Origin of the sequence: Pseudoxanthomonas daejeonensis, from assembly GCF_022637495.1 — a bacterium.
Lineage (GTDB): Bacteria > Pseudomonadota > Gammaproteobacteria > Xanthomonadales > Xanthomonadaceae > Pseudoxanthomonas > Pseudoxanthomonas daejeonensis.
In genome coordinates this window covers 513,300-536,385 of the sequence record NZ_CP093331.1, presented here as the reverse complement: position 1 = coordinate 536,385, position 23,086 = coordinate 513,300, and the positions used below count along the sequence as shown (strand labels likewise).

Annotated in this window: 24 protein-coding genes; 14 read left to right on the top strand and 10 right to left on the bottom strand. The window is 68.1% G+C overall.

The features are described 5' to 3' along the window. The first annotated feature begins 232 nt into the window (after positions 1 to 232). From rpsM to MNQ95_RS02450, 7 genes are all read left to right on the top strand, one after another. Positions 233 to 589, top strand: coding sequence for a 30S ribosomal protein S13 (gene rpsM, locus MNQ95_RS02480; RefSeq protein WP_162410776.1), 357 nt, complete (start codon positions 233 to 235; stop codon positions 587 to 589). Between the two features lie 12 nt (positions 590 to 601). Further along, a complete protein-coding gene (gene rpsK, locus MNQ95_RS02475; RefSeq protein ID WP_013535974.1) occupies positions 602 to 994 on the top strand; it encodes a 30S ribosomal protein S11 in 393 nt (130 codons plus the stop codon). A 14-nt stretch (positions 995 to 1,008) separates the two neighbouring features. After that, positions 1,009 to 1,638 (top strand): 30S ribosomal protein S4, encoded by a 630-nt coding sequence (gene rpsD, locus MNQ95_RS02470; protein WP_162410777.1) that lies wholly within the window; start codon positions 1,009 to 1,011, stop codon positions 1,636 to 1,638. 156 nt (positions 1,639 to 1,794) lie between these two features. Further along, complete coding sequence (locus MNQ95_RS02465) at positions 1,795 to 2,793, top strand: DNA-directed RNA polymerase subunit alpha (RefSeq protein WP_162410778.1); 999 nt, start codon at positions 1,795 to 1,797, stop codon at positions 2,791 to 2,793. Positions 2,794 to 2,977: 184 nt separating this feature from the next. Continuing rightward, positions 2,978 to 3,349, top strand: coding sequence for a 50S ribosomal protein L17 (rplQ, locus tag MNQ95_RS02460; RefSeq protein ID WP_052630507.1), 372 nt, complete (start codon positions 2,978 to 2,980; stop codon positions 3,347 to 3,349). A gap of 145 nt (positions 3,350 to 3,494) precedes the next feature. Continuing rightward, positions 3,495 to 4,013: a disulfide bond formation protein B gene (locus tag MNQ95_RS02455; protein WP_241953712.1), complete on the top strand. Its 519-nt coding sequence runs from the start codon at positions 3,495 to 3,497 to the stop codon at positions 4,011 to 4,013. Positions 4,014 to 4,059: 46 nt separating this feature from the next. Next, positions 4,060 to 5,454, top strand: coding sequence for a class II 3-deoxy-7-phosphoheptulonate synthase (locus MNQ95_RS02450; protein ID WP_162410781.1), 1,395 nt, complete (start codon positions 4,060 to 4,062; stop codon positions 5,452 to 5,454). Between the two features lie 12 nt (positions 5,455 to 5,466). On the opposite strand, the gene MNQ95_RS02445 is transcribed toward MNQ95_RS02450, so the two are convergent. Continuing rightward, on the bottom strand, positions 5,467 to 7,098 hold the full coding sequence (locus MNQ95_RS02445; protein WP_241953711.1) for an amidase: 1,632 nt from the start codon (positions 7,096 to 7,098) through the stop codon (positions 5,467 to 5,469). A gap of 145 nt (positions 7,099 to 7,243) precedes the next feature. Continuing rightward, positions 7,244 to 9,073, bottom strand: coding sequence for a translational GTPase TypA (gene typA, locus MNQ95_RS02440; RefSeq protein WP_162410783.1), 1,830 nt, complete (start codon positions 9,071 to 9,073; stop codon positions 7,244 to 7,246). Between the two features lie 128 nt (positions 9,074 to 9,201). On the opposite strand from typA, the gene MNQ95_RS02435 reads away from it, so the two are divergent. The 4 genes from MNQ95_RS02435 (at position 9,202) to prpE (ending at position 13,314) form a co-directional block, all read left to right on the top strand. After that, positions 9,202 to 9,696, top strand: a complete 495-nt coding sequence (locus MNQ95_RS02435) for a peptidylprolyl isomerase (protein ID WP_162410784.1) — start codon at positions 9,202 to 9,204, stop codon at positions 9,694 to 9,696. 145 nt (positions 9,697 to 9,841) lie between these two features. Continuing rightward, a complete protein-coding gene (locus MNQ95_RS02430) occupies positions 9,842 to 10,201 on the top strand; it encodes a glutaredoxin family protein (protein ID WP_241953710.1) in 360 nt (119 codons plus the stop codon). Between the two features lie 73 nt (positions 10,202 to 10,274). Continuing rightward, positions 10,275 to 11,261: a malate dehydrogenase gene (locus tag MNQ95_RS02425; protein WP_241953709.1), complete on the top strand. Its 987-nt coding sequence runs from the start codon at positions 10,275 to 10,277 to the stop codon at positions 11,259 to 11,261. Between the two features lie 160 nt (positions 11,262 to 11,421). Further along, positions 11,422 to 13,314 carry a propionate--CoA ligase gene (gene prpE, locus MNQ95_RS02420; protein WP_241953708.1) on the top strand — a complete coding sequence of 631 codons (1,893 nt, stop codon included), beginning with the start codon at positions 11,422 to 11,424 and terminating at the stop codon, positions 13,312 to 13,314. 6 nt (positions 13,315 to 13,320) lie between these two features. On the opposite strand, the gene MNQ95_RS02415 is transcribed toward prpE, so the two are convergent. Beyond that, on the bottom strand, positions 13,321 to 14,727 hold the full coding sequence (locus tag MNQ95_RS02415) for a M14 family zinc carboxypeptidase (protein ID WP_241953707.1): 1,407 nt from the start codon (positions 14,725 to 14,727) through the stop codon (positions 13,321 to 13,323). Positions 14,728 to 14,866: 139 nt separating this feature from the next. On the opposite strand from MNQ95_RS02415, the gene MNQ95_RS02410 reads away from it, so the two are divergent. Then, positions 14,867 to 15,763: a pseudouridine synthase gene (locus MNQ95_RS02410; protein ID WP_241953706.1), complete on the top strand. Its 897-nt coding sequence runs from the start codon at positions 14,867 to 14,869 to the stop codon at positions 15,761 to 15,763. 139 nt (positions 15,764 to 15,902) lie between these two features. On the opposite strand, the gene MNQ95_RS02405 is transcribed toward MNQ95_RS02410, so the two are convergent. From MNQ95_RS02405 to MNQ95_RS02390, 4 genes are all read right to left on the bottom strand, one after another. Next, complete coding sequence (locus tag MNQ95_RS02405) at positions 15,903 to 16,364, bottom strand: YMGG-like glycine zipper-containing protein (protein ID WP_202922874.1); 462 nt, start codon at positions 16,362 to 16,364, stop codon at positions 15,903 to 15,905. A 78-nt stretch (positions 16,365 to 16,442) separates the two neighbouring features. Beyond that, the gene (locus MNQ95_RS02400; protein WP_241953705.1) at positions 16,443 to 17,042 is read right to left on the bottom strand and encodes a HupE/UreJ family protein; all 600 of its coding nucleotides are present in this window, start codon (positions 17,040 to 17,042) and stop codon (positions 16,443 to 16,445) included. A gap of 402 nt (positions 17,043 to 17,444) precedes the next feature. Continuing rightward, positions 17,445 to 18,497, bottom strand: a complete 1,053-nt coding sequence (locus MNQ95_RS02395) for a glycoside hydrolase family 43 protein (protein WP_238390374.1) — start codon at positions 18,495 to 18,497, stop codon at positions 17,445 to 17,447. After that, on the bottom strand, positions 18,494 to 19,459 hold the full coding sequence (locus MNQ95_RS02390) for an alpha/beta hydrolase (protein ID WP_241953704.1): 966 nt from the start codon (positions 19,457 to 19,459) through the stop codon (positions 18,494 to 18,496). Before MNQ95_RS02390 ends, MNQ95_RS02395 begins: the two co-directional genes overlap by 4 nt. 271 nt (positions 19,460 to 19,730) lie before the next feature. Here MNQ95_RS02390 and MNQ95_RS02385 point away from each other — a divergent pair, with 271 nt between their 5' ends. Then, positions 19,731 to 20,054 (top strand): hypothetical protein, encoded by a 324-nt coding sequence (locus MNQ95_RS02385; protein WP_241953703.1) that lies wholly within the window; start codon positions 19,731 to 19,733, stop codon positions 20,052 to 20,054. A gap of 272 nt (positions 20,055 to 20,326) precedes the next feature. Here the strand turns inward: MNQ95_RS02385 and MNQ95_RS02380 are convergent, their stop codons facing one another. Both MNQ95_RS02380 and MNQ95_RS02375 read right to left on the bottom strand, forming a co-directional pair. Continuing rightward, positions 20,327 to 20,611, bottom strand: coding sequence for a hypothetical protein (locus MNQ95_RS02380; RefSeq protein WP_241953702.1), 285 nt, complete (start codon positions 20,609 to 20,611; stop codon positions 20,327 to 20,329). Between the two features lie 275 nt (positions 20,612 to 20,886). Then, positions 20,887 to 21,348, bottom strand: a complete 462-nt coding sequence (locus MNQ95_RS02375) for a hypothetical protein (RefSeq protein WP_241953701.1) — start codon at positions 21,346 to 21,348, stop codon at positions 20,887 to 20,889. 149 nt (positions 21,349 to 21,497) lie between these two features. Between MNQ95_RS02375 and MNQ95_RS02370 the strand changes: the two genes are divergently transcribed. Beyond that, a complete protein-coding gene (locus tag MNQ95_RS02370) occupies positions 21,498 to 21,743 on the top strand; it encodes a Crp/Fnr family transcriptional regulator (protein ID WP_241954337.1) in 246 nt (81 codons plus the stop codon). Between the two features lie 33 nt (positions 21,744 to 21,776). Here MNQ95_RS02370 and MNQ95_RS02365 read toward each other — a convergent pair whose 3' ends face one another. Next, complete coding sequence (locus MNQ95_RS02365; RefSeq protein ID WP_241953700.1) at positions 21,777 to 23,024, bottom strand: citrate synthase family protein; 1,248 nt, start codon at positions 23,022 to 23,024, stop codon at positions 21,777 to 21,779. Between the last annotated feature and the right edge of the window lie 62 nt (positions 23,025 to 23,086).

Below are 23,086 nucleotides of genomic sequence, written 5' to 3'. Positions count from 1 at the left end.
GAGACGATGCGGTGCCGCGCTGGAGTAGCGCGGACGGCAGGGCCGGGAAACCGGTTCGGCCAGCAGAGTCCGGCGCCGGAGCATGGGCACACTCCCCATGCCGTAGTTCAAGGCCTTCAGGTCTTGGGCTTCCATGTAATCCGGGACATTGATAGAATTCGCAGTTCACTTTTTGAACATCCTGTCGGGCGTGCCTGCGCGCGTGCCGACCCTCAAGTTTGGAGATCGCGTCATGGCGCGTATTGCAGGCGTCAACCTGCCGACCCAGAAGCACGTCTGGGTGGGGTTGCAGAGCATTTTCGGCATTGGCCGCACCCGTTCGAAGAAGGTTTGCGAGGCCGCTGGCGTGGCTTCCAACACCAAGATCCGTGACCTGTCCGAGCCGGACGTCGAGCGCCTGCGCGCCGAAGTCGGCAAGTACGTGGTCGAAGGCGACCTGCGTCGCGAGATCGGCATCGCCATCAAGCGTCTGATGGACCTGGGCTGCTACCGCGGCCTGCGTCACCGTCGTGGCCTGCCCCTGCGCGGTCAGCGCACCCGCACCAATGCCCGCACCCGCAAGGGACCGCGCAAGGCAATCAGGAAGTAAGGGATACCGATCATGGCAAAGCCGGCAGCAGCCAAAACGAAGAAGAAGATCAAGCGCGTCGTCACCGACGGCATCGCTCACGTCCATGCTTCTTTCAACAACACCATCGTTACCATCACCGATCGCCAGGGCAACGCACTGTCGTGGGCTACTTCGGGCGGCGCGGGTTTCCGCGGTTCGCGCAAGTCGACCCCGTTCGCAGCGCAGGTCGCCGCCGAGAAGGCCGGCAAGGCCGCTCTCGATTACGGCGTAAAGTCGCTGGAGGTCCGCATCAAGGGGCCGGGCCCGGGTCGTGAATCCGCCGTCCGCTCGCTGAACAATGTGGGCTACAAGATCACCAACATCATCGACGTGACGCCAATCCCGCACAACGGGTGCCGTCCGCCGAAGAAGCGTCGCGTCTAAAGGGGCGATAAGAAATGGCTCGTTATATCGGTCCTACCTGTAAGCTCGCGCGCCGCGAAGGCGCCGACCTTTCCCTCAAGAGCCCGGCCCGTGCGCTGGACTCCAAGTGCAAGCTGGAGCAGAAGCCCGGCCAGCACGGCGCGACTGCCCGCAAAGGCAAGCTGTCCGACTACGCCACCCAGCTGCGCGAAAAGCAGAAGGTCAAGCGTATCTACGGCCTGCTGGAGCGTCAGTTCCGCAATTACTACAAGAAGGCCTCGACCAAGAAGGGCAACACCGGCGAGAACCTGCTTCAGCTGCTGGAAACCCGCCTGGACAACGTCGTCTACCGCATGGGTTTTGCGGTCACGCGTCCGTCGGCGCGCCAGCTGGTCAGCCACCGTGGCGTGCTGGTCAACGGCAAGCCGGTGAACCTGCCTTCGTACCAGGTCAAGGCGGGCGATGCGATCGCCCTGTCCGAGAAGGTGCAGAAGCAGCTGCGCGTCCAGGAAGCCCTGACCGTCGCCGAGCAGCACGACACCACCCCGTCGTGGATCGAAGTCGACGCGAAGAAGTTCGCTGGCGTGTTCAAGGCCGTCCCGGATCGGGCCGACCTGCCGGCAGACATCAACGAAGCGCTGATCATCGAGCTGTACTCGAAGTAACAGTGGCTGGCCGCCGCGCCCTTGCGGGCGCGGCGCCGTATTCCACACCCCGGCCGGATCGCGTTGCCCCGCCTTCCGGCCGTCCCCGGATGACGGGGTCACAAGCCAGAGCCGGCGGTTCCCTGATCGTCGGCTCACTGCAGGAGAATCCGCAACATGACGGTTACCGCCAACCAGGTCCTGCGTCCCCGCGGACCGCAGATCGAACGCCTCACCGACAATCGCGCCAAGATCGTGATCGAACCGCTCGAGCGTGGCTATGGCCACACGCTGGGCAACGCGCTGCGCCGCGTCCTGCTGTCCTCGATCCCGGGCTTCGCGGTTACCGAGGTCGAGATCGACGGCGTGCTGCACGAGTACACCACGGTCGAAGGTCTGCAGGAGGACGTGCTGGAAGTCCTTCTCAACCTGAAGGATGTCGCCATCCGCATGCACAACGGCGAGAGCGCCACCCTGAGCTTGTCCAAGCAGGGTCCGGGCGTTGTCACCGCGGGTGACATCAAGACCGACCACAACGTCGAGATCCTCAACGTCGACCACGTGATCTGCCACCTGACCAAGGACACGGCGCTGAACATGCGCCTGAAGATCGAGCGCGGCTTCGGCTACCAGCCGGCCACCGCTCGTCGTCGTCCTGATGAAGAAACCCGCACGATCGGCCGCCTGATGCTGGACGCGACGTTCTCGCCGGTCCGCCGCGTCGCCTACGCGGTCGAAGCCGCGCGCGTCGAACAGCGTACCGACCTGGACAAGCTGGTCATCGATATCGAGACCAACGGCACGATCGACGCCGAGGAAGCCGTGCGCACCGCCGCCGACATCCTCAGCGACCAGCTGTCGGTGTTCGGCGACTTCACCCACCGCGATCGCGGCGCAGCCAAGGCTGCTCCGACGGGCGTGGATCCGGTGCTGCTGCGTCCGATCGACGACCTGGAGCTGACCGTGCGTTCGGCCAACTGCCTCAAGGCCGAGAGCATCTACTACATCGGCGACCTGATCCAGAAGACGGAGGTCGAGCTGCTCAAGACCCCGAACCTGGGCAAGAAGTCGCTCACCGAGATCAAGGAAGTCCTCGCCCAGCGTGGCCTGTCCCTCGGCATGAAGCTCGAGAACTGGCCGCCGGCCGGCGTTGCCGCCCACGGCATGCTCGGTTAAGCAGCACGCACCACCGTTCCCGCATCCACCGTGATGCGGGAACGTTTCGGCGCCGACGAGCCTGAAGGCCTGCGGCGACTCTCCGGACAGGGATGCCGGATCGGACCAGCGCAGTCCACAGCTCCACCGCCAGGATGGCGACAGCGAACCACAACCGACACGACATTCATCAGGAATCACGACCATGCGTCACCAGAAAGCCGGCCGCAAGTTCAGCCGCACCAGTGCCCACCGCGAAGCGATGTTCAAGAACATGGCTGCCTCGCTGTTCAAGCACGAACTGATCAAGACCACCCTGCCGAAGGCCAAGGAACTGCGTCGCATCGCAGAGCCGCTGATCACCCTGGCCAAGGTCGACAGCGTCGCCAACCGCCGTCTGGCGTTCGCCCGCCTGCGTGACAAGGAAGCCGTCGGCAACCTGTTCACCATGCTGGGCCCGCGCTACCAGGCGCGTCCGGGTGGCTACCTGCGCATCCTGAAGTGCGGCTTCCGCGCCGGCGACAACGCGCCGATGGCGTATGTCGAACTGGTCGACCGCCCGCAGGCGGCCGAGTAAGAATCCCGACGCCGCCCTGCAGCAGGGATGAACGAAGACCCCGGCCACGTGTCGGGGTTTTTCGTTTCAGGCGGCACGATTACCGCTGCCGGCCCGGATGCGGAATAATCGGGTATTCACCATCGACGCCGGGCCCGTACCGCCAATGAATCCTCTCCGCTGGAGTTTCCGCGCGCAGTTCCTTGCCGGTTTCCTCGGTTGCGTTGCATTACTGCTCTACGCGATCAAGACCCAGCTGTATGACGGACTGGAACCGTGCCCCCTTTGCATCTTCCAGCGGATTGCGTTCGCCGCGCTGGCGCTGGTGTTCCTGGTCGGCGGCCTGCATGCGCCGCGCTCGTCCGGTGCCCGCGGCTTCTATGGTGTCCTGGTGCTTGCCGCCTCTCTGGTCGGCATCGGAATCGCCGGTCGACATGTCTGGTTGCAGACGCTGCCACCGGAACTGGCGCCTTCCTGTGGGCCGCCGCTTTCGTTCCTGCAGGAAACCCTGGGCCCGTTTGAGCTGGTGCGCAAGGTGCTGACCGGCAGCGGCAATTGCGGCGACGTGGACTGGACCCTGTTCGGGATGAGCATGCCGGTGTGGAGCCTGATCGGCTTCCTGATGCTCGGTGCCTGGGGTTTGTTCGCCGCGTTCAAGCGCCGAAAGGGCCGCAGCCGCCTCTGAAGCACCCTCCGTTCCAATCGCTCCTTCTACAAGCCAGACAATCCCCATGAGCACGCCCGAACGCACCCTGCATCCCGTCAACCTCGCCGAGGGCTGGTCGCCCGGCAGCTGGCGCACGCGACCGGCGCTGCAGTTGCCTCAGTATCCGGATGCGGATGCGCTGCAGCGCGCGCTGGCCGAACTGGGCCAGTTGCCTCCGCTGGTGACCTCGTGGGAGATCTTCGCGCTGAAGAAGCAGATCGCCGAGGCACAGGAGGGCAAGCGTTTCCTGTTGCAGGGGGGCGACTGCGCCGAGAACTTCAGCGACTGCGAGTCGGGCACCATCTCCAACCGGCTCAAGGTACTGCTGCAGATGAGCCTGGTGCTGGTGCATGGGCTGCGCCTGCCGGTGGTGCGCGTGGGCCGCTTCGCCGGGCAGTACGCCAAGCCGCGCTCGGCCGACGTGGAGACGCGAGGTGAGGTCAGCCTGCCCAGCTACCGCGGTGATGTGGTCAACGGGCCAGAGTTCACCGCCGCGGCGCGCGTTCCGGATCCGCAGCGCATGCTGACGGCGCACGCGCGCTCTGCGATGACGATGAATTTCGTCCGCGCGCTGATCGATGGCGGCTTCGCCGACCTGCACCACCCGGAATACTGGAGCCTGAACTGGGTCGGCTGCTCGCCGCTCGCCGAGGATTACCAGAAGATGGTGAACTCAATCGGCGACGCCGTGCGTTTCATGGAGACGCTCGCCGGCGCAGAGGTGCACAACCTCAACCGGATCGACTTCTATACCTCGCACGAAGCGCTCCTGCTGCCGTACGAGGAAGCGCTGAGCCGGCAGGTGCCGCGGCAGTGGGGCTGGTTCAACCTGTCCACGCATTACCCGTGGATCGGCATGCGCACGGCTGCGCTCGATGGCGCGCACGTCGAGTACTTCCGCGGTATCCGCAACCCGGTCGCGATCAAGGTCGGGCCGTCGGTGCAGCCGGACCAGTTGCTGCGCCTCATGGATGTGCTCAATCCGGACGATGAGCCGGGGCGGCTGACCTTCATCCACCGCATGGGCGCGGCGCAGATCGCGCAGAAGCTGCCGCCACTGCTCGACGCGGTGCGCCGCGACGGTCGGCGCGTGCTGTGGGTGTGCGATGCCATGCACGGCAACACCGAAAGCACCGCGAACGGGTACAAGACGCGACGCTTTGCCAACATCCTGGGCGAGGTTGAGCAGTCGTTCGATCTGCACGCGGCCGCGGGCACGCGCCTGGGTGGCGTGCACCTGGAGCTGACTGGCGAGGACGTCACCGAGTGCACGGGTGGTGCGCGCGAGCTGACCGAAGTGGATCTCGAGCGCGCCTATCGGTCCAGCGTCGACCCGCGCCTGAATTACGAGCAATCACTCGAGATCGCCATGGCGATCGTGCGCAAGCAGGGCCAGCGCCAGAGCGACGCCCGGGTCTGAGGCGAACAGCGGTCAGTGGGCCGCGTGCCTGCCGGCCCCGCCGGTAGGCGCCCCCGCGCTTGCGCGGAAGGTCGGCGGCTGGCGTGCCTGGGTCAGCTGCTCGTAGGCGTAGCCGATCCGCAGCAGCCGAGCCTCGCTCCAGGCAGGACCCATGAACACCAGGCCCAACGGCAACCCGTTGCTGTGGCCCATCGGCACGGTCAGTGCCGGATACCCGGCCACCGCCGCAGCACCGTAGCCTTCGCCGGGGAAACGGTCGCCCTGCGAGGGATCAATCAGCCAGGCCACGCCGGTGGTCGGTGCGACCAGAACGTCGAACGGACCGCTGCGCAATGCGGCGTCGATGCCTTCGGCGCCGGCGGCGCGGCGCGCGCGCATGCGCGCGGCGATGTAGGCCGGCGAAGCCAGCCCCTCGCGGCGCGAGGCCTGTTCGAACAGTTCCTGCCCGAACAGCGGCATGACCTGCGACGCATGCAGGCGGTTGTATTCCATCAATGCATCGAGGGTCCTGACGGGGGCCTGGCTACGCTGCAGGTAACGCTCAAGCCCCGGCCGGAATTCGGTCAACAGGACTTCCAGTTCGTCGTCGTCCCATTGGCCCTGGGTCGGGATGCGTGTGTCGACGACGATCGCGCCGGCATCGCGCATGGCGCCAATGGCGCGCTCCGTGGCTTCGGCCACTTCCGGCGAGATCGACAGGCGGTCGCGCAGCAGCCCGATCCGCACGCCACGCAGGTCGCCGCGACGCAACTGCTCGGCGAAATCGAACGTGGACAGCACGCTGTTGTCGGCCGTCACCGGATCTTCCGGGTCGCGACCGGCGATCGCCGCCAGGAGCAGTGCGGCGTCCTCGACGCTGCGCGTCATCGGCCCTGCCGTGTCCTGGCTGCTGGAAATCGGCACGATGCCGTCGCGGCTCACCAGGCCGACCGTGGGCTTCAGCCCGACCAGTCCATTCATCGCGGCCGGGCAGAGGATGCTTCCATCGGTTTCGGTGCCGACACCGACCACTGCCAGGTTGGCGGCCACGGCCACCGCCGTGCCGGAGCTGGAGCCGCAGGGCGAGCGGTCGAGCGCGTACGGATTGCGCGTTTGCCCGCCGATGGAACTCCAGCCCGAGATGGAACGGGTCGAACGGAAATTCGCCCACTCGCTGAGGTTGGTCTTGCCCAGGATCACCGCGCCGGCTTCGCGCAGCCGCTTGACCAGGGAGGCGTCGCTGCCGGGCCGGAAGCCGGCCAGCGCGAGCGAGCCGGCGCTGGTCACCATCGGCGTGGCGTCGATGTTGTCCTTGATCAGGACCGGGATGCCATGCAGCGGTCCGCGCAGGCGGCCGGCGGCACGCTCGGCATCGAGCGCCGATGCCTCGCTGCGGGCGAGGGGATTGAGTTCGATCACGGCGTTGAGCTTGGGCCCGTTGCGATCGAGCGCGATGATTCGTGCCAGGTATGCCTCGACCAGGGCATGGCTGCTGGTCTCGCCACGCGCCATCGCTTCCTGCAGGTCCACGATGCCGACCTCGGCGTAGGCGAAGTCGTCCACCACCGGCGGCGACGGCGGCGCGGGCACCTCCGGATCGGGCCGGCAGGCGGAGGTGGTACAGCACAGGGCTGCCGCGGCCAGCCATGCGGTCAGGCGTTGCATCCAGTTCTCCCCGGGAGCTGCCACCGAAGCCTACGACTGCGTCCGCGGCTTGGCAAACCGGGCGCCCAAACGCAGGACGCCGGCACGAGGCCGGCGTCCTGTGAGAACCGATCGCCCCGGGCCGGTCAGGCGCGGGTGCCGCGGATCAGGCGGCGCGCGAGGCGCGCTTGCGGTCGCTCTCGGTCAGCTGCTTCTTGCGCAGGCGGATTTCCTTCGGGGTGACTTCGACCAGCTCGTCGTCCTCGATGAAATCCAGCGCCTGCTCCAGCGAGAACTTGATCGCCGGGGTCAGCTTGATCGCGTCGTCCTTGCCCGAAGCGCGCATGTTGGTCAGCGGCTTGGTCTTGATCGCGTTGACGGTCAGGTCGTTGTCCTTGGAATGGATGCCGACCAGCTGGCCCTCGTACACGTTGTCGCCTTCGGCGGCGAACAGGCGGCCGCGCTCTTCCAGCGGGCCCAGCGCGTAGGCCGGCGTGGCGCCCGGCGCGTTGGCGATCATCACGCCATTGATGCGCTTGGCGATCGAGCCCTGTTCCTTCGGACCGTAGTGGTCGAACACGTGGAACAGCAGGCCCGAACCCTGGGTCAGGGTCTTGAACTCGTTCTGGAAGCCGATCAGGCCACGCGCCGGGATTTCATAGTCCAGGCGCACGCGGCCCTTGCCGTCCGATTCCATGTTCTTCAGCTGCGCCTTGCGGGTGCCCAGCTTCTCCATCACGCCGCCCTGGTGGATTTCCTCCACGTCGACGACAAGCTGCTCGATCGGCTCCATCAGCTGGCCGTCGATTTCCTTGATGATCACTTCCGGGCGGGACACGGCCAGCTCGTAGCCTTCGCGGCGCATGTTCTCGATCAGCACCGACAGGTGCAGCTCGCCACGGCCGGAGACCAGGAACTTGTCGGCGTCTTCCAGCTGCTCGACCTTGAGCGCGACGTTGTGCACCTTCTCGCGGTCCAGGCGGTCCTTGAGCTGGCGGCTGGTCAGGAACTTGCCGCCGGACAGGTCCTTGTTGCCTGCGAACGGCGAGTTGTTGACCTGGAAGGTCATCGAGATGGTCGGCTCGTCGACGGTCAGCGCCGGCAGCGCCTCGGGAAAATCCAGCGCGCAGACGGTGTCGGAGATGGTCAGCTCGGAGATGCCGGAGATGGCGACGATGTCGCCGGCCTCGGCCGTTTCCTGCTCGATCCGCTCCAGGCCCATGAAACCCAGCACCTGCAGGACCTTGCCCTGACGCTTCTTGCCTTCGCGGTCGATGATCGCAACCGGCATGTTCTTCTTGAGCGTGCCGCGCTGGATGCGGCCGATGCCGATGACGCCGACGAAGCTGTTGTAGTCCAGCTGGCTGATGCGCATCTGGAACGGGCCGTCCGGGTCCACTTCCGGCTTGGGCGCGTGCTGCATGATCGCTTCGTACAGCGGGGTCATGTCGCCGGAGCGCACCGAGTCTTCCAGGCCCGCGTAGCCGTTCAGCGCCGACGCGTAGACGATCGGGAAGTCCATCTGCTCGGGCGTGGCGCCCAGGCGGTCGAACAGGTCCCACACCTGCTCCACGACCCATTCGGGGCGCGAACCGGGGCGGTCGACCTTGTTGATGACCACGATCGGCTTGAAGCCCATCGCGAACGCCTTCTGGGTCACGAAGCGCGTCTGCGGCATCGGGCCGTCCATCGCGTCGACCAGGATCAGTACGGTGTCCACCATCGACAGCACGCGCTCGACCTCACCGCCGAAGTCGGCGTGGCCGGGGGTGTCGACGATGTTGATCCGGTTGTCCTGCCAGGTGATGGCAGTGTTCTTGGCCAGGATGGTGATGCCGCGTTCCTTTTCCTGGTCATTGCTGTCCATCACGCGCTCGGCCAGCACGGTGCGTTCGGACAGGGTGCCCGACTGCTTCAGCAGCTGGTCGACCAGAGTGGTCTTGCCATGGTCGACGTGGGCGACGATGGCGATATTGCGCAGTTTTTCGATAGACATTGGATTCTGGGATCGTGAAAACGCACCCAGGTACCCCCTTCGAAGGGGCAAGGCGCGGGGAGGGGACGAAAGGAAGCGCGCTATTATAACCAATCAATCGCCCCCTCCGGGCATCTGGAGCTGAATACATGAGCCTGACCGCCACCTTCGACACCGCCAAGGGCGTCATCAAGGTCGAACTGCTGCCCGAGAAGGCGCCGCTGACCGTGGCCAATTTCGTCAACCTGGCCCAGCGCGGCTTCTATGACGGCCTCAATTTCCACCGCGTAATCCCGGATTTCATGATCCAGGGCGGCTGCCCCGAGGGCTCCGGCCGCGGCGGTCCGGGCTACCGCTTCGAGGACGAGACCAGCAATGGCGTCGGCCACGAGCGCGGCGTGCTGTCCATGGCCAATGCCGGCCCGAACACCAACGGCAGCCAGTTCTTCATCACCCACGTGGCCACCCCGTGGCTGGACGGCCGCCACACCGTGTTCGGCAAGGTGATCGAGGGCCTGGACGCGGTCGATGCCGTCGCCCAGGGCGATGCGCTCACCTCGGTGAAGATCGAGGGCGACACCGCGGCGGTGCTGGCGGCCAACGCAGACCGCGTCGCGGAGTGGAACCGCCACCTGAGCGCCTGAGGCGCGCTTGACCGGGTCCGGCGGTTCCGCGTGAGCGGACCGCCGGACCGGTGCAGAAGGGGTCGCGTGATAAAATCGCCGGCTCCTGACCCGTCCCGCCCCTGATCAGTCCGCGCCCCGCGTGGCTGGCCCCCGACCCGATCCCATGCGCATCCTCGGATTCCTGCTGATCGTCGGCCTTGCCGGCGGGCTCTTCGCCTGGTGGTCCAAGGACCGGCAGCCGGAACTGCATCCGGACGACCCGCGGGTTGCCACCGGCGAGGCCGGCATCGTCATGCTCGCCGCCGAGTGGTGCGGCTACTGTCGCAAGCAGCAGGGCGATTTCGAGCGCGCCGAGGTCCGTTACCGGGTCCTGGACATTGATACCGAAGCCGGTGCCCGCGCCATGCGCGCCCTGGGCGCGCGCGGCGTGCCGGTGACCGTGGTCGGCCAAGCCGTGGTCCGTGGCTACGACACCGCGGCATTGGACCAAAGACTGGCCCCGCTGGGCTACGACGTCTATTAACCTGCGCGGCGCCGCCCGCGCGGTCCGCATCCCCCCACGCGACATACCGCACCCACGAAGGACCTCCCCACCGATGAAGACCCCCGTTCGAGTTGCCGTCACCGGCGCCGCCGGCCAGATCGGCTACGCCCTGCTGTTCCGCATCGCCTCCGGCGAGATGCTCGGCAAGGACCAGCCGGTGATCCTGCAGCTGCTCGAGCTGCCGCTGGACAAGGCCCAAGCCGCGCTCAAGGGCGTGATCATGGAGCTGGAGGACTGCGCGTTCCCGCTGCTGGCCGGCGTGGTCGGCACCGACGACCCGGAAGTGGCCTTCAAGGATGTCGACGTGGCCCTGCTGGTCGGCGCGCGTCCGCGCGGCCCGGGCATGGAACGCAAGGACCTGCTGCTGGAGAACGCGAAGATCTTCACCGCCCAGGGCGCGGCGCTGAACAAGGTCGCCTCGCGCGACGTCAAGGTGCTGGTGGTTGGCAACCCGGCCAACACCAACGCCTACATCGCGATGAAGTCGGCCCCGGACCTGAAGCCCGAGAACTTCACCGCGATGCTGCGCCTGGACCACAACCGCGCGCTGAGCCAGCTGGCCGCCAAGGCCGGCGTGGCCGTGGGCGACATCGAGAAGCTGGTCGTGTGGGGCAACCACAGCCCGACCATGTACCCGGACTACCGCTTCGCCACCGCCAATGGCGTGTCGCTGAAGGACAAGATCAACGACGCCGACTGGAACGCCAACGATTTCATCCCGAAGGTCGGCAAGCGCGGCGCGGCGATCATCGAAGCCCGCGGCCTGTCCTCGGCCGCCTCGGCCGCCAATGCCGCCATCGACCACATCCATGACTGGGTGCTGGGCAGCAACGGCAAGTGGGTCACCATGGGCGTTCCGTCGGACGGTTCCTACGGCATCCCGGAAGGCGTGATCTTCGGCGTCGCGGTGACCACCGAGAACGGCACCTACACCCGCGTGCGCGACCTGCCCGTCGACGCGTTCAGCCAGGCCGCCATCGACAAGACCCTGGCCGAGCTGGAAGAAGAGCGCAGCGGCGTCGCCCACCTGCTGGGTTGATGCGCGCCATGGGTTGATCTGGACGATCAACCTGTAGGCAACGAAAAGGCCGGGATTTCCCGGCCTTTTCCGTTTTTGGCGGTGGTTTTCGACCAAGGTCGCAAGGCTCGGGGCAGGGGGCGGGACTATGCTCGGTCCATCCCTCGGAGGGGACACTGCCATGCGCTACGAAGACCTGTACCGGCGTTCGATCGAGCAGCCGGAGGCGTTCTGGGCCGAAGCGGCGACCGCCATCGACTGGGAGGTGCCGCCACGGACGATCCTGGAGTACGAGCGGCCGCCGTTCCGGCGCTGGTTCTGCGGCGGCACCACCAACCTGTGCCACAACGCGGTCGACCGGCACCTGGCTGAACGCGGCGACCAGCTCGCGCTGGTGGGCTGGTCCAGCGAGACCGGCAACGTCCGCGAGCTGACGTACCGCCAGCTCCACCGCGAGGTGAACACGTTCGCCGCCGCGCTGCATTCGCTGGGCGTGGGCACCGGCGACCGGGTGGTCATCTACATGCCGCACACCGTCGACGCGGCCATCGCGATGCTCGCCTGCGCGCGCATCGGTGCGGTGCATTCGGTGGTGTTCGGCGGCTTCGCCTCGCACAACCTGGCGCTGCGCATCGACGACGCGCGGCCGACGGTGCTGGTCTGCGCCGATGCCGGCATGCGCGGCGGCAAGGTGATCCCGTTCAAGCCGATGGTCGACGAGGCGCTGGCGCTGGCGGCGCATCCGCCGGTGCACGTGCTGGTGGTCAACCGCGGCCTGGCCGGCGAACTGCCGATGCAGCCCGGCCGCGACCTGGAGTACGGCCCGCTGCGCGAAGTCCACGCCAACGCCGAAGTGCCGGTGGCGTGGCTGGAATCCAACGAGCCCAGCTACATCCTCTACACGTCCGGCACCACCGGAAAGCCCAAGGGCGTGCAGCGCGACGTCGGCGGCTACGCGGTGGCGCTGGCGTTGTCGATGTGGTCGATCTACGACATCCGTCCCGGCCAGGTGATGTTCTCCACCTCCGACATCGGCTGGGTCGTGGGGCATTCGTACAACGTCTACGGGCCGCTGATCGCAGGCGCCACCTCGATCCTCTACGAAGGCCTGCCGACTTCGCCCGACCCGGGCATCTGGTGGAAGATCTGCGAGCGCTATGGCGTGCGCACCATGTTCTCCTCGCCCACCGCGGTGCGCGTGCTGAAGAAGCAGGACCCGGAGTGGCTGCGGCGCTATGACCTTTCGCAGCTGCAGTACCTGTTCCTGGCCGGCGAGCCGCTGGACGAGCCGACCGCCGACTGGATCACCGGTGCGCTGGGCAAGACCGTGATCGACAACTACTGGCAGACGGAGACCGGCTGGCCGGTGCTGACCCTGATGCCCGGCGTGGAGATGAAACCGGTCAAGCTCGGCTCGCCGGGCCTGCCTTCGCCTGGCTACCGGCTGCGCGTGATCGACGAGGCCACCGGTCACGACGTCGGTCCCGGCGAGAAAGGCGTACTGGTGATCCAGCCGCCATTGCCGCCTGGCTGCCTGACCACGGTGTGGGGCAATGATGATCGCTTCATCGCCAGCTACTTCGGCCACTTCAAGGAGCTGCTGTACAGCTCGCTGGACTGGGCGATCCGCGACGACGACGGCTACACCTTCATCCTCGGCCGCACCGACGACGTGATCAACGTCGCCGGCCACCGCCTGGGCACGCGCGAGATCGAGGAATCGGTGTCCAGCCATCCGGCCGTGGCCGAAGCGGCCGTCATCGGCGTGCACGACGAGCTGAAGGGCCAGGTGCCGGTCGTGTTCGCCACGCTCAGGCGCAGCGACGGCGACCCGGCCGAATCCGCCGCGCAGATGATGCGCACCGTGACCGAACAGCTCGGCGCGGTCGCGCGGCCCTCGCGCGTCTACGTCGTCAACGCACTCCCCAAGACGCGCTCCGGCAAGCTGCTGCGGCGCTCGTTGCAGGCGCTGGCCGAACACCGCGACCCGGGCGATCTGTCCACGCTCGACGACCCCAACGCGCTGGAGGAAGTGAAGCGCGCGCTGGAGCGGGGAGCGGACGCGGGCAGCTGATCCGGGTCAGCGATCCGCGTCGTGCGACGGCACGGCAGCCGGATCGATGTCGTCCGGCGACCACACCCGGTCGCGGCCTTGCGGGTCGCGGGCGAGGAAGAAGCAGGCCGGGGCATCGATCTCGATGCGACACGGTGTCTCGGGGGCTTCGGCAGCACCGGCAGTCGTGCTCGGCGCGCGCTGCATGGCCGGCACGATGAACAGACCGCGGGCGTCGACAGTCCTGCGTGCGGGCCTTTCCTTCAAATCGCCGATGTCCTTGATGCTGCCGCCGCGCCAGGCCAGCGGGTCGCCGAACTCCAGCAGCAGGTCCGCGCGTGCGTGCGGCTGCCCGGGGATCGCCAGCGTGCCGCCGTCGATGCGCAGGTCGGACCAGGGATCGCCGTTCTCAGGCAGTTCCCGGTACAGCGCGTGCGGCACGCCGACATGGCTGCCGCTGGCGATGCTGTCCAGCGCCGCGAGCAGGCCGAGGAAGTACAGCTTGCGCAATTGCTGCTTCTGCGGATCGCCTTCGATCGCGCCGGCCTCGATCAGGATCGTGCTGCTGCCCCACTGCGCGGTGAGGTCGCCGAAGGCGCGCGGGTTGAAGGTATCGTCCCAGCGCGCCAGGTGGCCGGCGATGTAGGGTTCCAGCGCGATGCGGATGCTCGCGGCTACCTCGATCGCGCGCGCGCGGGTCGGGTCGACCGTGTTGGTCGGACCCGACGGCGGTGCGAGCAGGGCGATCGCTGTGCCGCGCGCGGAGTCGCCGACGCGGTATCCCGGCTGCTGGTCGTGCAGGTTGAAGCCGTACGCCGGTTGCACGCGATCGAACAGCGCCTTCAGCGCGCGCGCCTCGGGCGTGGCGAGCATGCGCGCGTCGCGGTTGAGGTCGATGCCCTGCGCGTTGCGCCGCTGGAAGCGCGCCGCACCGTCCGGGTTCACCATGGGCATGAAGTGCAGCGTGGTGCTCGCACGCAGGCGCTGCGTTACCGGATGATCCGGGTGCTCGCCGAGAAAGCGGAACAGGTCGGCCAGCGCCATCGAGCCGGTGCTTTCGTCGCCATGCATCTGCGACCACAGCAGCACGGGAGTCTTGCCCTTGCCCCAGCGCACGTGGCGGAGCGGGCGGCCTTCGGCGCTGCGGCCGATCTCCTCGACGCGGAAACCGGCGCCGGTGCCAAGCAGCGGGGTGGCGACCTGCCACCAGTGTTCCGGACCATCGGCGCCGCTGCCGGATCCGCTGAAATCACGCCGTTCCAGCCCCGGCACGCGCAGCCCGTCGTACATCGCATCGACCCCGGCCAGCCAGGCCGGTGGCGGCGGGACCGGCGCGGATTCGATCGCGGGCGTGGTGGCCGCGTCCGCCGCGAGCGCAGGCGCGATGCACGCGGCCAGGGTCTGGAGCAAGACGAAAGCGCGGGCCTTGGACATTGTCGGCGTCACCATGGGAGCGGTGGGGCAGGGTGGTTCCGGTCCGCGGCGATGTCAAACAACAGTGCGCGATGCATGAGATGGCCGGCCGCGCGCGCGGCACGCTGACGCGTCCTCCCGCCGATGACACACTGCACGCATGCGCCCGCGCCCGCGCCCGCCCAGCATCGATGGACTCGCCGCCAGCACGCTGCAGCTGCCACCCGGGGCGTGGCCGACGGTGCTGGATTGCCTATGCGATCGGTTCCCCGCGGTGGCGCGCGCACAGTGGCAGGAGCGGATGGCGCGCGGCCGGGTCGTGGATGGCGACGGCAGGGCAGTGACGCCGGAGACGCCGTACCGCGTCGGGCTCGAGGTCCACTACTACCGTGAGGTCGCCGACGAACCGGTGATCCCGTTCGATGAAGTCGTCCTGCATGCCGACGCGGACCTGCTGGTGGCGGACAAGCCGCATTTCCTGCCGGTCACGCCCGCCGGGGCGCACGTCCATGAAACCCTGCTCGGCCGCCTGGTCCGCCGTACCGGGAACACGGCGCTGGTGCCGCTGCACCGGATCGATCGCGACACCGCCGGGCTGGTGCTGTTCTCGACCAACCCGCGCAGCCGCGCGCATTACCAGGCGCTGTTCCGCGAGCGACGGATCGACAAGAGCTACGAAGCGATCGCGCCGGCATTGCCCGATCTGGAGTTTCCGCTGGTCCGTTCCAGCCGGATCGTCGCCGGCGAACCGTTCTTCCGCATGCGGGAGGTCGAAGGCCCGGTCAACAGCGAAACCCGGATCGATGTCATCGCACGCGGCGAGGATGGCTGGCGGTATGCCTTGATGCCGGTCACCGGCCGCAAGCACCAGCTGCGCGTGCACATGGCCGCGCTTGGCGCACCGATCGCCAACGATGCGATCTATCCGTTGGTACGCCATCGCGCCAACGGCGATTACCCGGCGCCCCTGCAGCTGCTGGCCAGGCGGCTGGCCTTCATCGATCCGCTCAGTGGTGCGGAGCGCAGTTTCTCCAGCGGGTTCGAGCTGCAGCCCTGATCGGGGTCGACGCGATCATCCCGATGCCGGGCGACCAAAGCCTCTCGGAAGCGCCCAAGCATGCGAGCCATGCAGGACGTCGGCGGAAGGCAGGGGGCGCGGCAACGCCGCGACACTTGCCAGTCCGCCAGGCCACGGCCTAGTTGACCGTGTAGCCGCGCCCCTGCATGCAGGCGCCGTACGCGCGATGGAAGGTGTCCAGCGACTGCGCCTGGGAGGCCTGCGCCTGCGAAGCCTGCGCCGCCTGGTTCTGCCTGGCCCGGCGCCCGCCTGCGACCACGCCTGCGGTCGCGCCGATCGCTGCGCCCTGGCTGGCGTCGTTATCGGCGACCTCGCCGATCACCGCGCCGGCGGCGGCACCGCGTGCCGCGCCGCGCAGGCGCTCGCCTTTCGGTCCGCTGGCCGGCGCGGGCGTGGCGGCGACCGCGGCCGGATCGATGCCGGTGCTCTGCTTTGCCCACGCGAGGCATTCGGTGTCATCGGTGGCTTGCTGCGCTGCGGTCTGTCCCTTGGCCGGATAGGTGCTGGGTTTCTGCGCGGCCGACGCTCCATGGGCTGCGAACAGGGAGATTGCCGCGACGGTGTACAGGAAAGTACGCATGGAAAGGTCCTCGTCCAGTAAAGGTCAGGTGCGATAAGCGGATGCCCGGCCGCCGTCGGCCGGCGGTGTTGCCATCGGTCAGAACGCCACGATCCGTTCGATCGTCCAGAACGCCGCCACCGTGCCGATCGCGTAGGCCGGCAGGAGCCAGCTCCAGTGTTCGGGACGGTTGGCGAAGATCTTGCGCGCCAGCACGAACTTGATGCCCAGCACCACGACGATAAAGGCCAGTTGCCCGACCTCGACGCCGAGGTTGAAGAACAGCAGGGCCACCGGGATCGCATCGTCCGGAAGTCCGACTTCGCTCAGCGCGCCGGCGAACCCGAGTCCGTGCAGCAGGCCGAACAGGAACGCGATGATCCGCCGCGAAAGCCGCGCCTTCTGGCCGCTGGCGCCGGTGACTTCCTCGCCCTTGGCGAACCGGTACGAATCGGCCGGCATGAGCGTGGTGCCCGAGGCGCCGGCATCCATCGACAGCGCCGTGTGCAGGTGCGTGTCGCCGAAGTACACGCGTGTCGGGTAGGCGGCCGCGGCGGGGGTTGCCGCCACGTCGCTGGCCGTTGCCGGAGAAGGTGCCGGCACCGCGGCCTGCACGGGCTCCTTGCGCGAACAAGCACCCAGGACAATGAACGCCAACATTCCGGCCAGGACGCTCGAGGTGAATCGCAGACGTTCCATGACGGACTCCGGGGGCAGGGTCGGGGCAGGGTGTGCCCGTGCAGGTGCCGCGCGACCCGGAAGGATGCGGTGATGCCAGGCCGCGGCGAAGTGCGCGGCGGCGCAGGATCCGCAGCCCGGGGGCTGCAGGGGCTTCCCGCACTCTGCCTGAAGCCTCCCTACCGCGAATTGGCCTTTGGACCCACCCGGTCGCGGCTCCGCATCCCCCCGATCCGCCATGCGGAAACCCTGCGAACCGGCGTGCCATATGCCCCGGTGAACCGCGCGTGGATGCCAGCGACCCTGCGGCGTGGCCAGGCCGGCTTCGCCTCTTTCGAGTGGGCATCGGCAGTGCGTCGCGACCGGGCCACGACCCGAACCGGCTCCGTGGGTCGGAGCCGGCGGCAACGTGACCCCGGTGACCTAGCGCGGGGGCGGAACCGAAACGCCCGCGTCGGTCTGCACCACCGGCTTCATCAGCCCGTCCGCGTCGTACTCCAGATGCTCGACGGTGACCGCGCGCCGGCCGATCGAACCGTTCTGGTCGCCGACGGTGAGCGCGGCGTTGTGCAGGAACAGGTACCACTGGTCCCTGAACTGCGCGATGCCCGGATGGATGGTGAAGCTGTACTTGCCCGAGCCGGTCAGCTCGCCCCGGTACGTCCACGGGCCCTGGATCGAGGGCGCGGTGGCGTAGGACACTTTTTCGTCACGATGCTTCGAGCGGTCGAGCGAGGCGTAGGTCAGGTAGTAGATCCCGTCGCGCTTGTGCAGCCAGGGGCCTTCCTCGAAGTGCGGCGGCGTGATCTCGGTGATCTCGCCGTCGATCTCGATCATGTTGGGCTTGAGCCTGGCGATATAGGCCTGGCGGTTGCCCCACGCGATCCAGGTGCTGCCGTCGTCGTCGGTGAATACCGTCGGGTCGATGTCCTCCCAGCTGTGCGTGCCCTTGGGCGTCATCTGGTTGGTGACCAGCGCCGAGCCTTTCGCATCGACGAACGGGCCGGTGGGCGAGTCGGACACGGCCACGCCGATCGCCTTGCCCGGATGCGTGTCGTCGTGCTCCACCGCGGTGTAGAACCAGAACCTGCCGTCCTTCTCGGTCACCTGCGAAGCCCAGGCGTCGGCCTTGGCCCACTTGAAGTCGGTGGCTTTCATGATCGGACCGTGGTCGGTCCAGCGCTTCATGTCGGTGGTCGAATAGACCAGCCACTCGCGCATGTTGAACATCTCGTCGCGCTGGGCCTGGTCGTGGCCGACGTAGAGGTAGAGCGTGTCGCCGACCACCAGCGGGGCGGGGTCGGCGGTGAACTTGTCGCGGAACAGCGGGTTGGAGCCGGGTGCGCGATTGGCTGCCGGTTCCGCAGCCAGCGCCGGCACGGCGAGCAGCGGCAGCAATGCCGCGAGCAGCAGGGTCGCGGTGCGTGGCGTGCGCGCCGTTTTTACCGCGACCGGCGCGAAAAGCGCAGCGCTCACCGGCTGGTCCCCGCTGTGGTCTTCGCCGGCTCCAGCCAGCCGTGCATCTTCATCCAGGCGGTGAAGTTGTGGAACCACTCGGTGCTCGTGGTCGTCTTCGGATACATGCCGAAGCCGTGCCCGCCCTGTTCGTAGAAATGGAACTCGACCGGGCGTCCGGCAGCGCGCCAGCTTTCGATCAGGCCGAAGCCGCTGCCGGCGAACAGGCCGTCGTCGGCGGCCAGCGCGACGAACAGCGGCGGCGCGTCGGCCGGCACGTCCAGCGGCGCCAGCGGGCCGTAGATGTCGCCGATGAAGGCGGGCTTGGCGTCTTCACCGGCCAGGGTGGTGGCGATGGTGAGCATGGCGCCGGCGGAGAAGCCGACCATGCCGATGCGGTCCGGGTCGATGTTCCACTCGTCGGCGCGGCTGCGCACCAGGGCGAACGCGGCGCGGGCGTCGGCGATCTGCGGGCCGAGCGTGGCGATCGACGACATCGGGTCGATGCGGTGCTTCGGCACCGGGCCCGACAGCATTTCGCGGATCGACTTGCCGAAGCCGTCCAGGTCCGGCGGCGTCTGGTTGAGCCGGTACTTGAGCACGAACGCGGCCACGCCACGGTCAGCCAGCGCCTGCGCCACCTGCCAGCCCTCGTTCTCCATCGACAAAGAGCGGAAGCCGCCGCCGGGCGCGACGATCACCGCGGTACCGTTGGCCTTGGCCGGGTCCGGCAGGAAGGGCGTGAGCGTGGCGACGGTGACGTTGCGCGCGAACGTGCTGCCGTACTGGCGGTGCCAGGCTTCGGGATTCTTCGCGTCGGGCAGAGGCCCGGTTCCCAGCTCGATCGCGGCGGGCTGCGCGGGCACCGCGATGGGCGTCATCGCATCGTCCTGCGCGCGTGCCGGCGTAGCGACCATCCACAGCAACGCCGTGGCCAGCGCGACGCCGCTGAAGGCGGGAAGGAATCGGGACTTCAGGGGCATGGCGGACCTCCGGCGACTGGATGGACGGGAGCGCTTTCAAAGGCGCGACCGGGCCCGAGTGTAGGGGCCGTCCACCGTGTTTTTCGCACCGATCCGATATCCATTCGAAGCGATACCGGTTTGTGTATTGGCATGCGTGCCGGTATCCGCAACGGACGTGCTTCGGCTTTCATCGGAAGAGCTCCGCTGCCGGGGAAGGGGCCACCCACACAGCCCCGTGTCATTCGGCGGCATACGATCCGGCTTCCCTTCACCGACGGGCCAGGCCTGCGTGACCGAGCCGTTCCATACCCCCGACAGGCGCTACCTCGTCGTGCGCGGCCGCCTGTGGCGCGCATCGAATCCGGGCCTGGCGGACGACGTTCGCGACCGCCTGGTCCGGCAGCTGATGGATGCGCGGCGGGGCGTGCGCGATGCGTTGCGCGAAGGCGACGCGGCCCGGCTGCGCGCGGCGCGCGCAGCGGTGCAGGCCGCCAAGGTCGGGCTGGGCGAACGCGGCCCGGTGTGGTGGGCCGACGGCGCGAAGGACCACAACCGGCACCTCGCAAGGAACAGTCCCTACGCCGACTGGTACCTCGGCCTTGGGCTGGCGTAGGCGGCGACCGCACGCCTGCGCAAACGGGATCAGGTTGAGTTCTCGAATGAGGCAGGAAGTGAAGCTGCCGCCGTTCTCCCGCGAAAGCCGGGATGCGCACCGACGCATCGAAAGTCACTGTTCACCGCCGCGACGCGCGCCGGCATCGTCGGTGTCGGGTACGACCATCGGGATGGGGAGAGGTACCTGGCCACCGGTCATGGGCATGTCCCGGCCGACTGCAGCGGGATGCCGGTTGCCCCAGGGAGAAAACGCGGTCCCCTGTTTCCCGGTCAACGATCCCCGCGCTGCGTCTCGTTCTTCATCGCCCCGGAAACGATGGCGTCGTACAGCTGGACGATCTGCGAACCCAGGATGTGGAACTGCGGATTGCGGACGACGAACTTCTGTCCGTTCTGTGCGTCTTCGAGCGCCATCTTCAGGAAGTCGATGTCGGCGTCGGTCAGGCACTGGCCGGCGTCGACGCGTTTCTTCAGTTCGAGCGCGCGGGGCAGGCGGAACCGCAGCAGCCGGTCGAGCAGCGTTTGCAGGACTGCGTCGTCGTTTTCTTCGGACATGTGGACCATCCCATGGCGATCGCGCGATCGCCGGGAAAGGTTAGGTACCGGGATGGCGACGAGGAATTGGCCCTTGGCCCCACGTTGCGTCGCAAACAGGTTCGCAAACGGGGTCAGATCGAGTTCTCGAGTTGGCCCGGAGTGGGCCCGGCCCCTTGCCCAGCTCCGTTTCCAGCGCAGGTTGCGTGCCGCAGGCGTGACTGCGTTGCACCGGATCCGGCGAGCACGGCCTGGGCAGAAGTGCATGCTTGGCCTGGTAACGGGCCTGGACACGATCAGAATCGGAACGTCAGACCTATCACCGGCCCGGTCGTCCACACGTCGTAGGCGAACCGATCGGTGCCGCTGCCTTGCTCGTACGCCATGTAGAAGAACTGGTAGCCCGCATCCAGGGTCGCCGACCGTCCGATGCCGAAATGGAACATCGGCCGCACCTGGACCGCCAGGTCCGAAGCGATTCCGAAGCCCCCCGCATTGGCCAGCACATCGAACGAGTTGCCTCCGCCCAAAGGAAGCGTATAGCGCAGGCCCACGATGGGGTCGATCCAGTCTTCCTCGCGCTGGAGGCCGTCGGCGATCTGCAGGGTGCTGCGCAGGCCCAGGCGGATGCGGTTGTAACGGACGCCGCCCAGGACTTCGAGCGAGTCGTTGAGCCGGTAGAACACCATCGGCTGCACCGCCTTCTGGCTTACATCGGCCAGGATGCGCGGCCTGTCGGGTGCCGCATCCAGGTTCATGTAGTTGACGTCCAGGCCGAACGCCCATCGGGCGCGTGCCGCTTCAAAGTTGCTGACGCTGCTGGCCGACGAACCCGGCGGCTGGCAGGACGTCGCCGCGCTGGTGCTGCGCGGACAGCCTGCGCTTCGCGACCCTGGCCGTGGACCTGATGATCAAGGACTCCGAGCGGCGCGTCGCGGCGGTCCTGCTGGACCAGGCCGGCTGCCGCCACGCCGGCGGCGCGGTGACCATGCACCTGTCGCAGGCCGACCTGGGCGAGATGGTCAACCTGTCGCGGCATCCGGTCGGTGCGATCCTGGCCGATCTTGCCGATCGCGGCTGGGTTGCCTGCGGTTACCGGACCATCGGCATCCTCGATGGCGATGCGTTGCGCCGCCTGGCGAACGGGGGATAGCCGGGCGGGATCGCCGCGCCCCGGGCGCAGCGGCTAGTCGTGCGCCACGTCCGCATCGGCTTCCGGCTGCAGGCCAGTGTAGCTCGCCCGCGGCCGGATCAGCTGGCCCTGCGTCTGCTGTTCGAGCGCGTGCGCCAGCCAGCCGGCCAGTCGCCCCGCGGCGAACATCGACAGTGCTGGCGCCGCCGGCAGTCCATGCACCAGGCAGATCGCGGCGAGGGTGAAGTCGACGTTCGGGCGCCGGCCGCTGGCCGCTTCGGCGGCGGCGATCACCGCTTCGAGCGTGCGCATCGCATCGGCATCGACCACGTGGGCGCGCAGCATCGCCAGCAACGTGGCCGCGCGTGGATCGCCGTCGGGGTAGAGGGCGTGGCCGAAGCCGGGGAGGTCTTCGCCGCGCTGCCAGCGCTGGGCGATGAAGCGGTCGATGTCGGCCGATTCGCGCGCGCTTTCGACCAGGGCGTAGGCGCGGGCGGTGGCGCCGCCATGGCGCGGGCCCGACAGCGCGGCCAGGCCGGCGCAGACGGTGGCGTGCAGGTGCGCGCCGGTCGAGGCGACCACGCGCGCGGCGAAGGCGGATACGTTGAGTTCGTGGTCGGCGCACAGCACCAGCGCGGCGCGGACCAGCTCGGCGAAGTTCGCATCGCCGGGACGCCAGGCCTCGCCGAGCAGGCGGTGGACCGGACTGGCCGGATGCATGGCGACCAGCAGCGCGGCGTTCTGGCGCAGCAGGGTGGCGGCGACCGCGCGTCGGGTCGGCTGGTCGGCCTGGAAGGAATGCGGCACGTGCAGGGCCAGCAAAGGGATCGCGGCCATCGCCCGGCTCAGCGGCGGCAGTTCGGCGTCGGTGGCCAGCGGGGCCACGCGTGCCGGCCAGTCGCCGGGGACGGAGGCGAACGGGTCCTGGCTGCCGCAGTCCCAGAGCAGGCGGGCGATGTCTTCCAGGGTGGCGCCAGCCTGCGCGGCGGCCACCGCCGAGCGGCCGCGGTAGTAGGGGCCGTCAGGGCGGATCAGCGAGATCCGGGTTTCCAGTACCGGCAGGCCGCGGTCCAGGCTCTGCGCGGCGCCGCGGGCGGGGCCGCGCCCCAGGCGCTTGCGCTCGGCCAGCCGCTCCACGTCCTGGCGCCGGTAGACCCGGCTGCGGTGGTCCTGGCCCGGACGCGACTCGAGCAGGCCACGGCTGACATAGGCGTACAGGGTGGCGGCGCTGATCCCCAGCAGCCGGCAGGCTTCCGAGGCGGGAATCAGGTCGGCGTCCAGGGACATATTGATCGTCCGCATCAAGATTGATCAACCGGAGACAGGGTGCCACATTGCGCCTGCCGCGTGCATTTCCGCGCGCA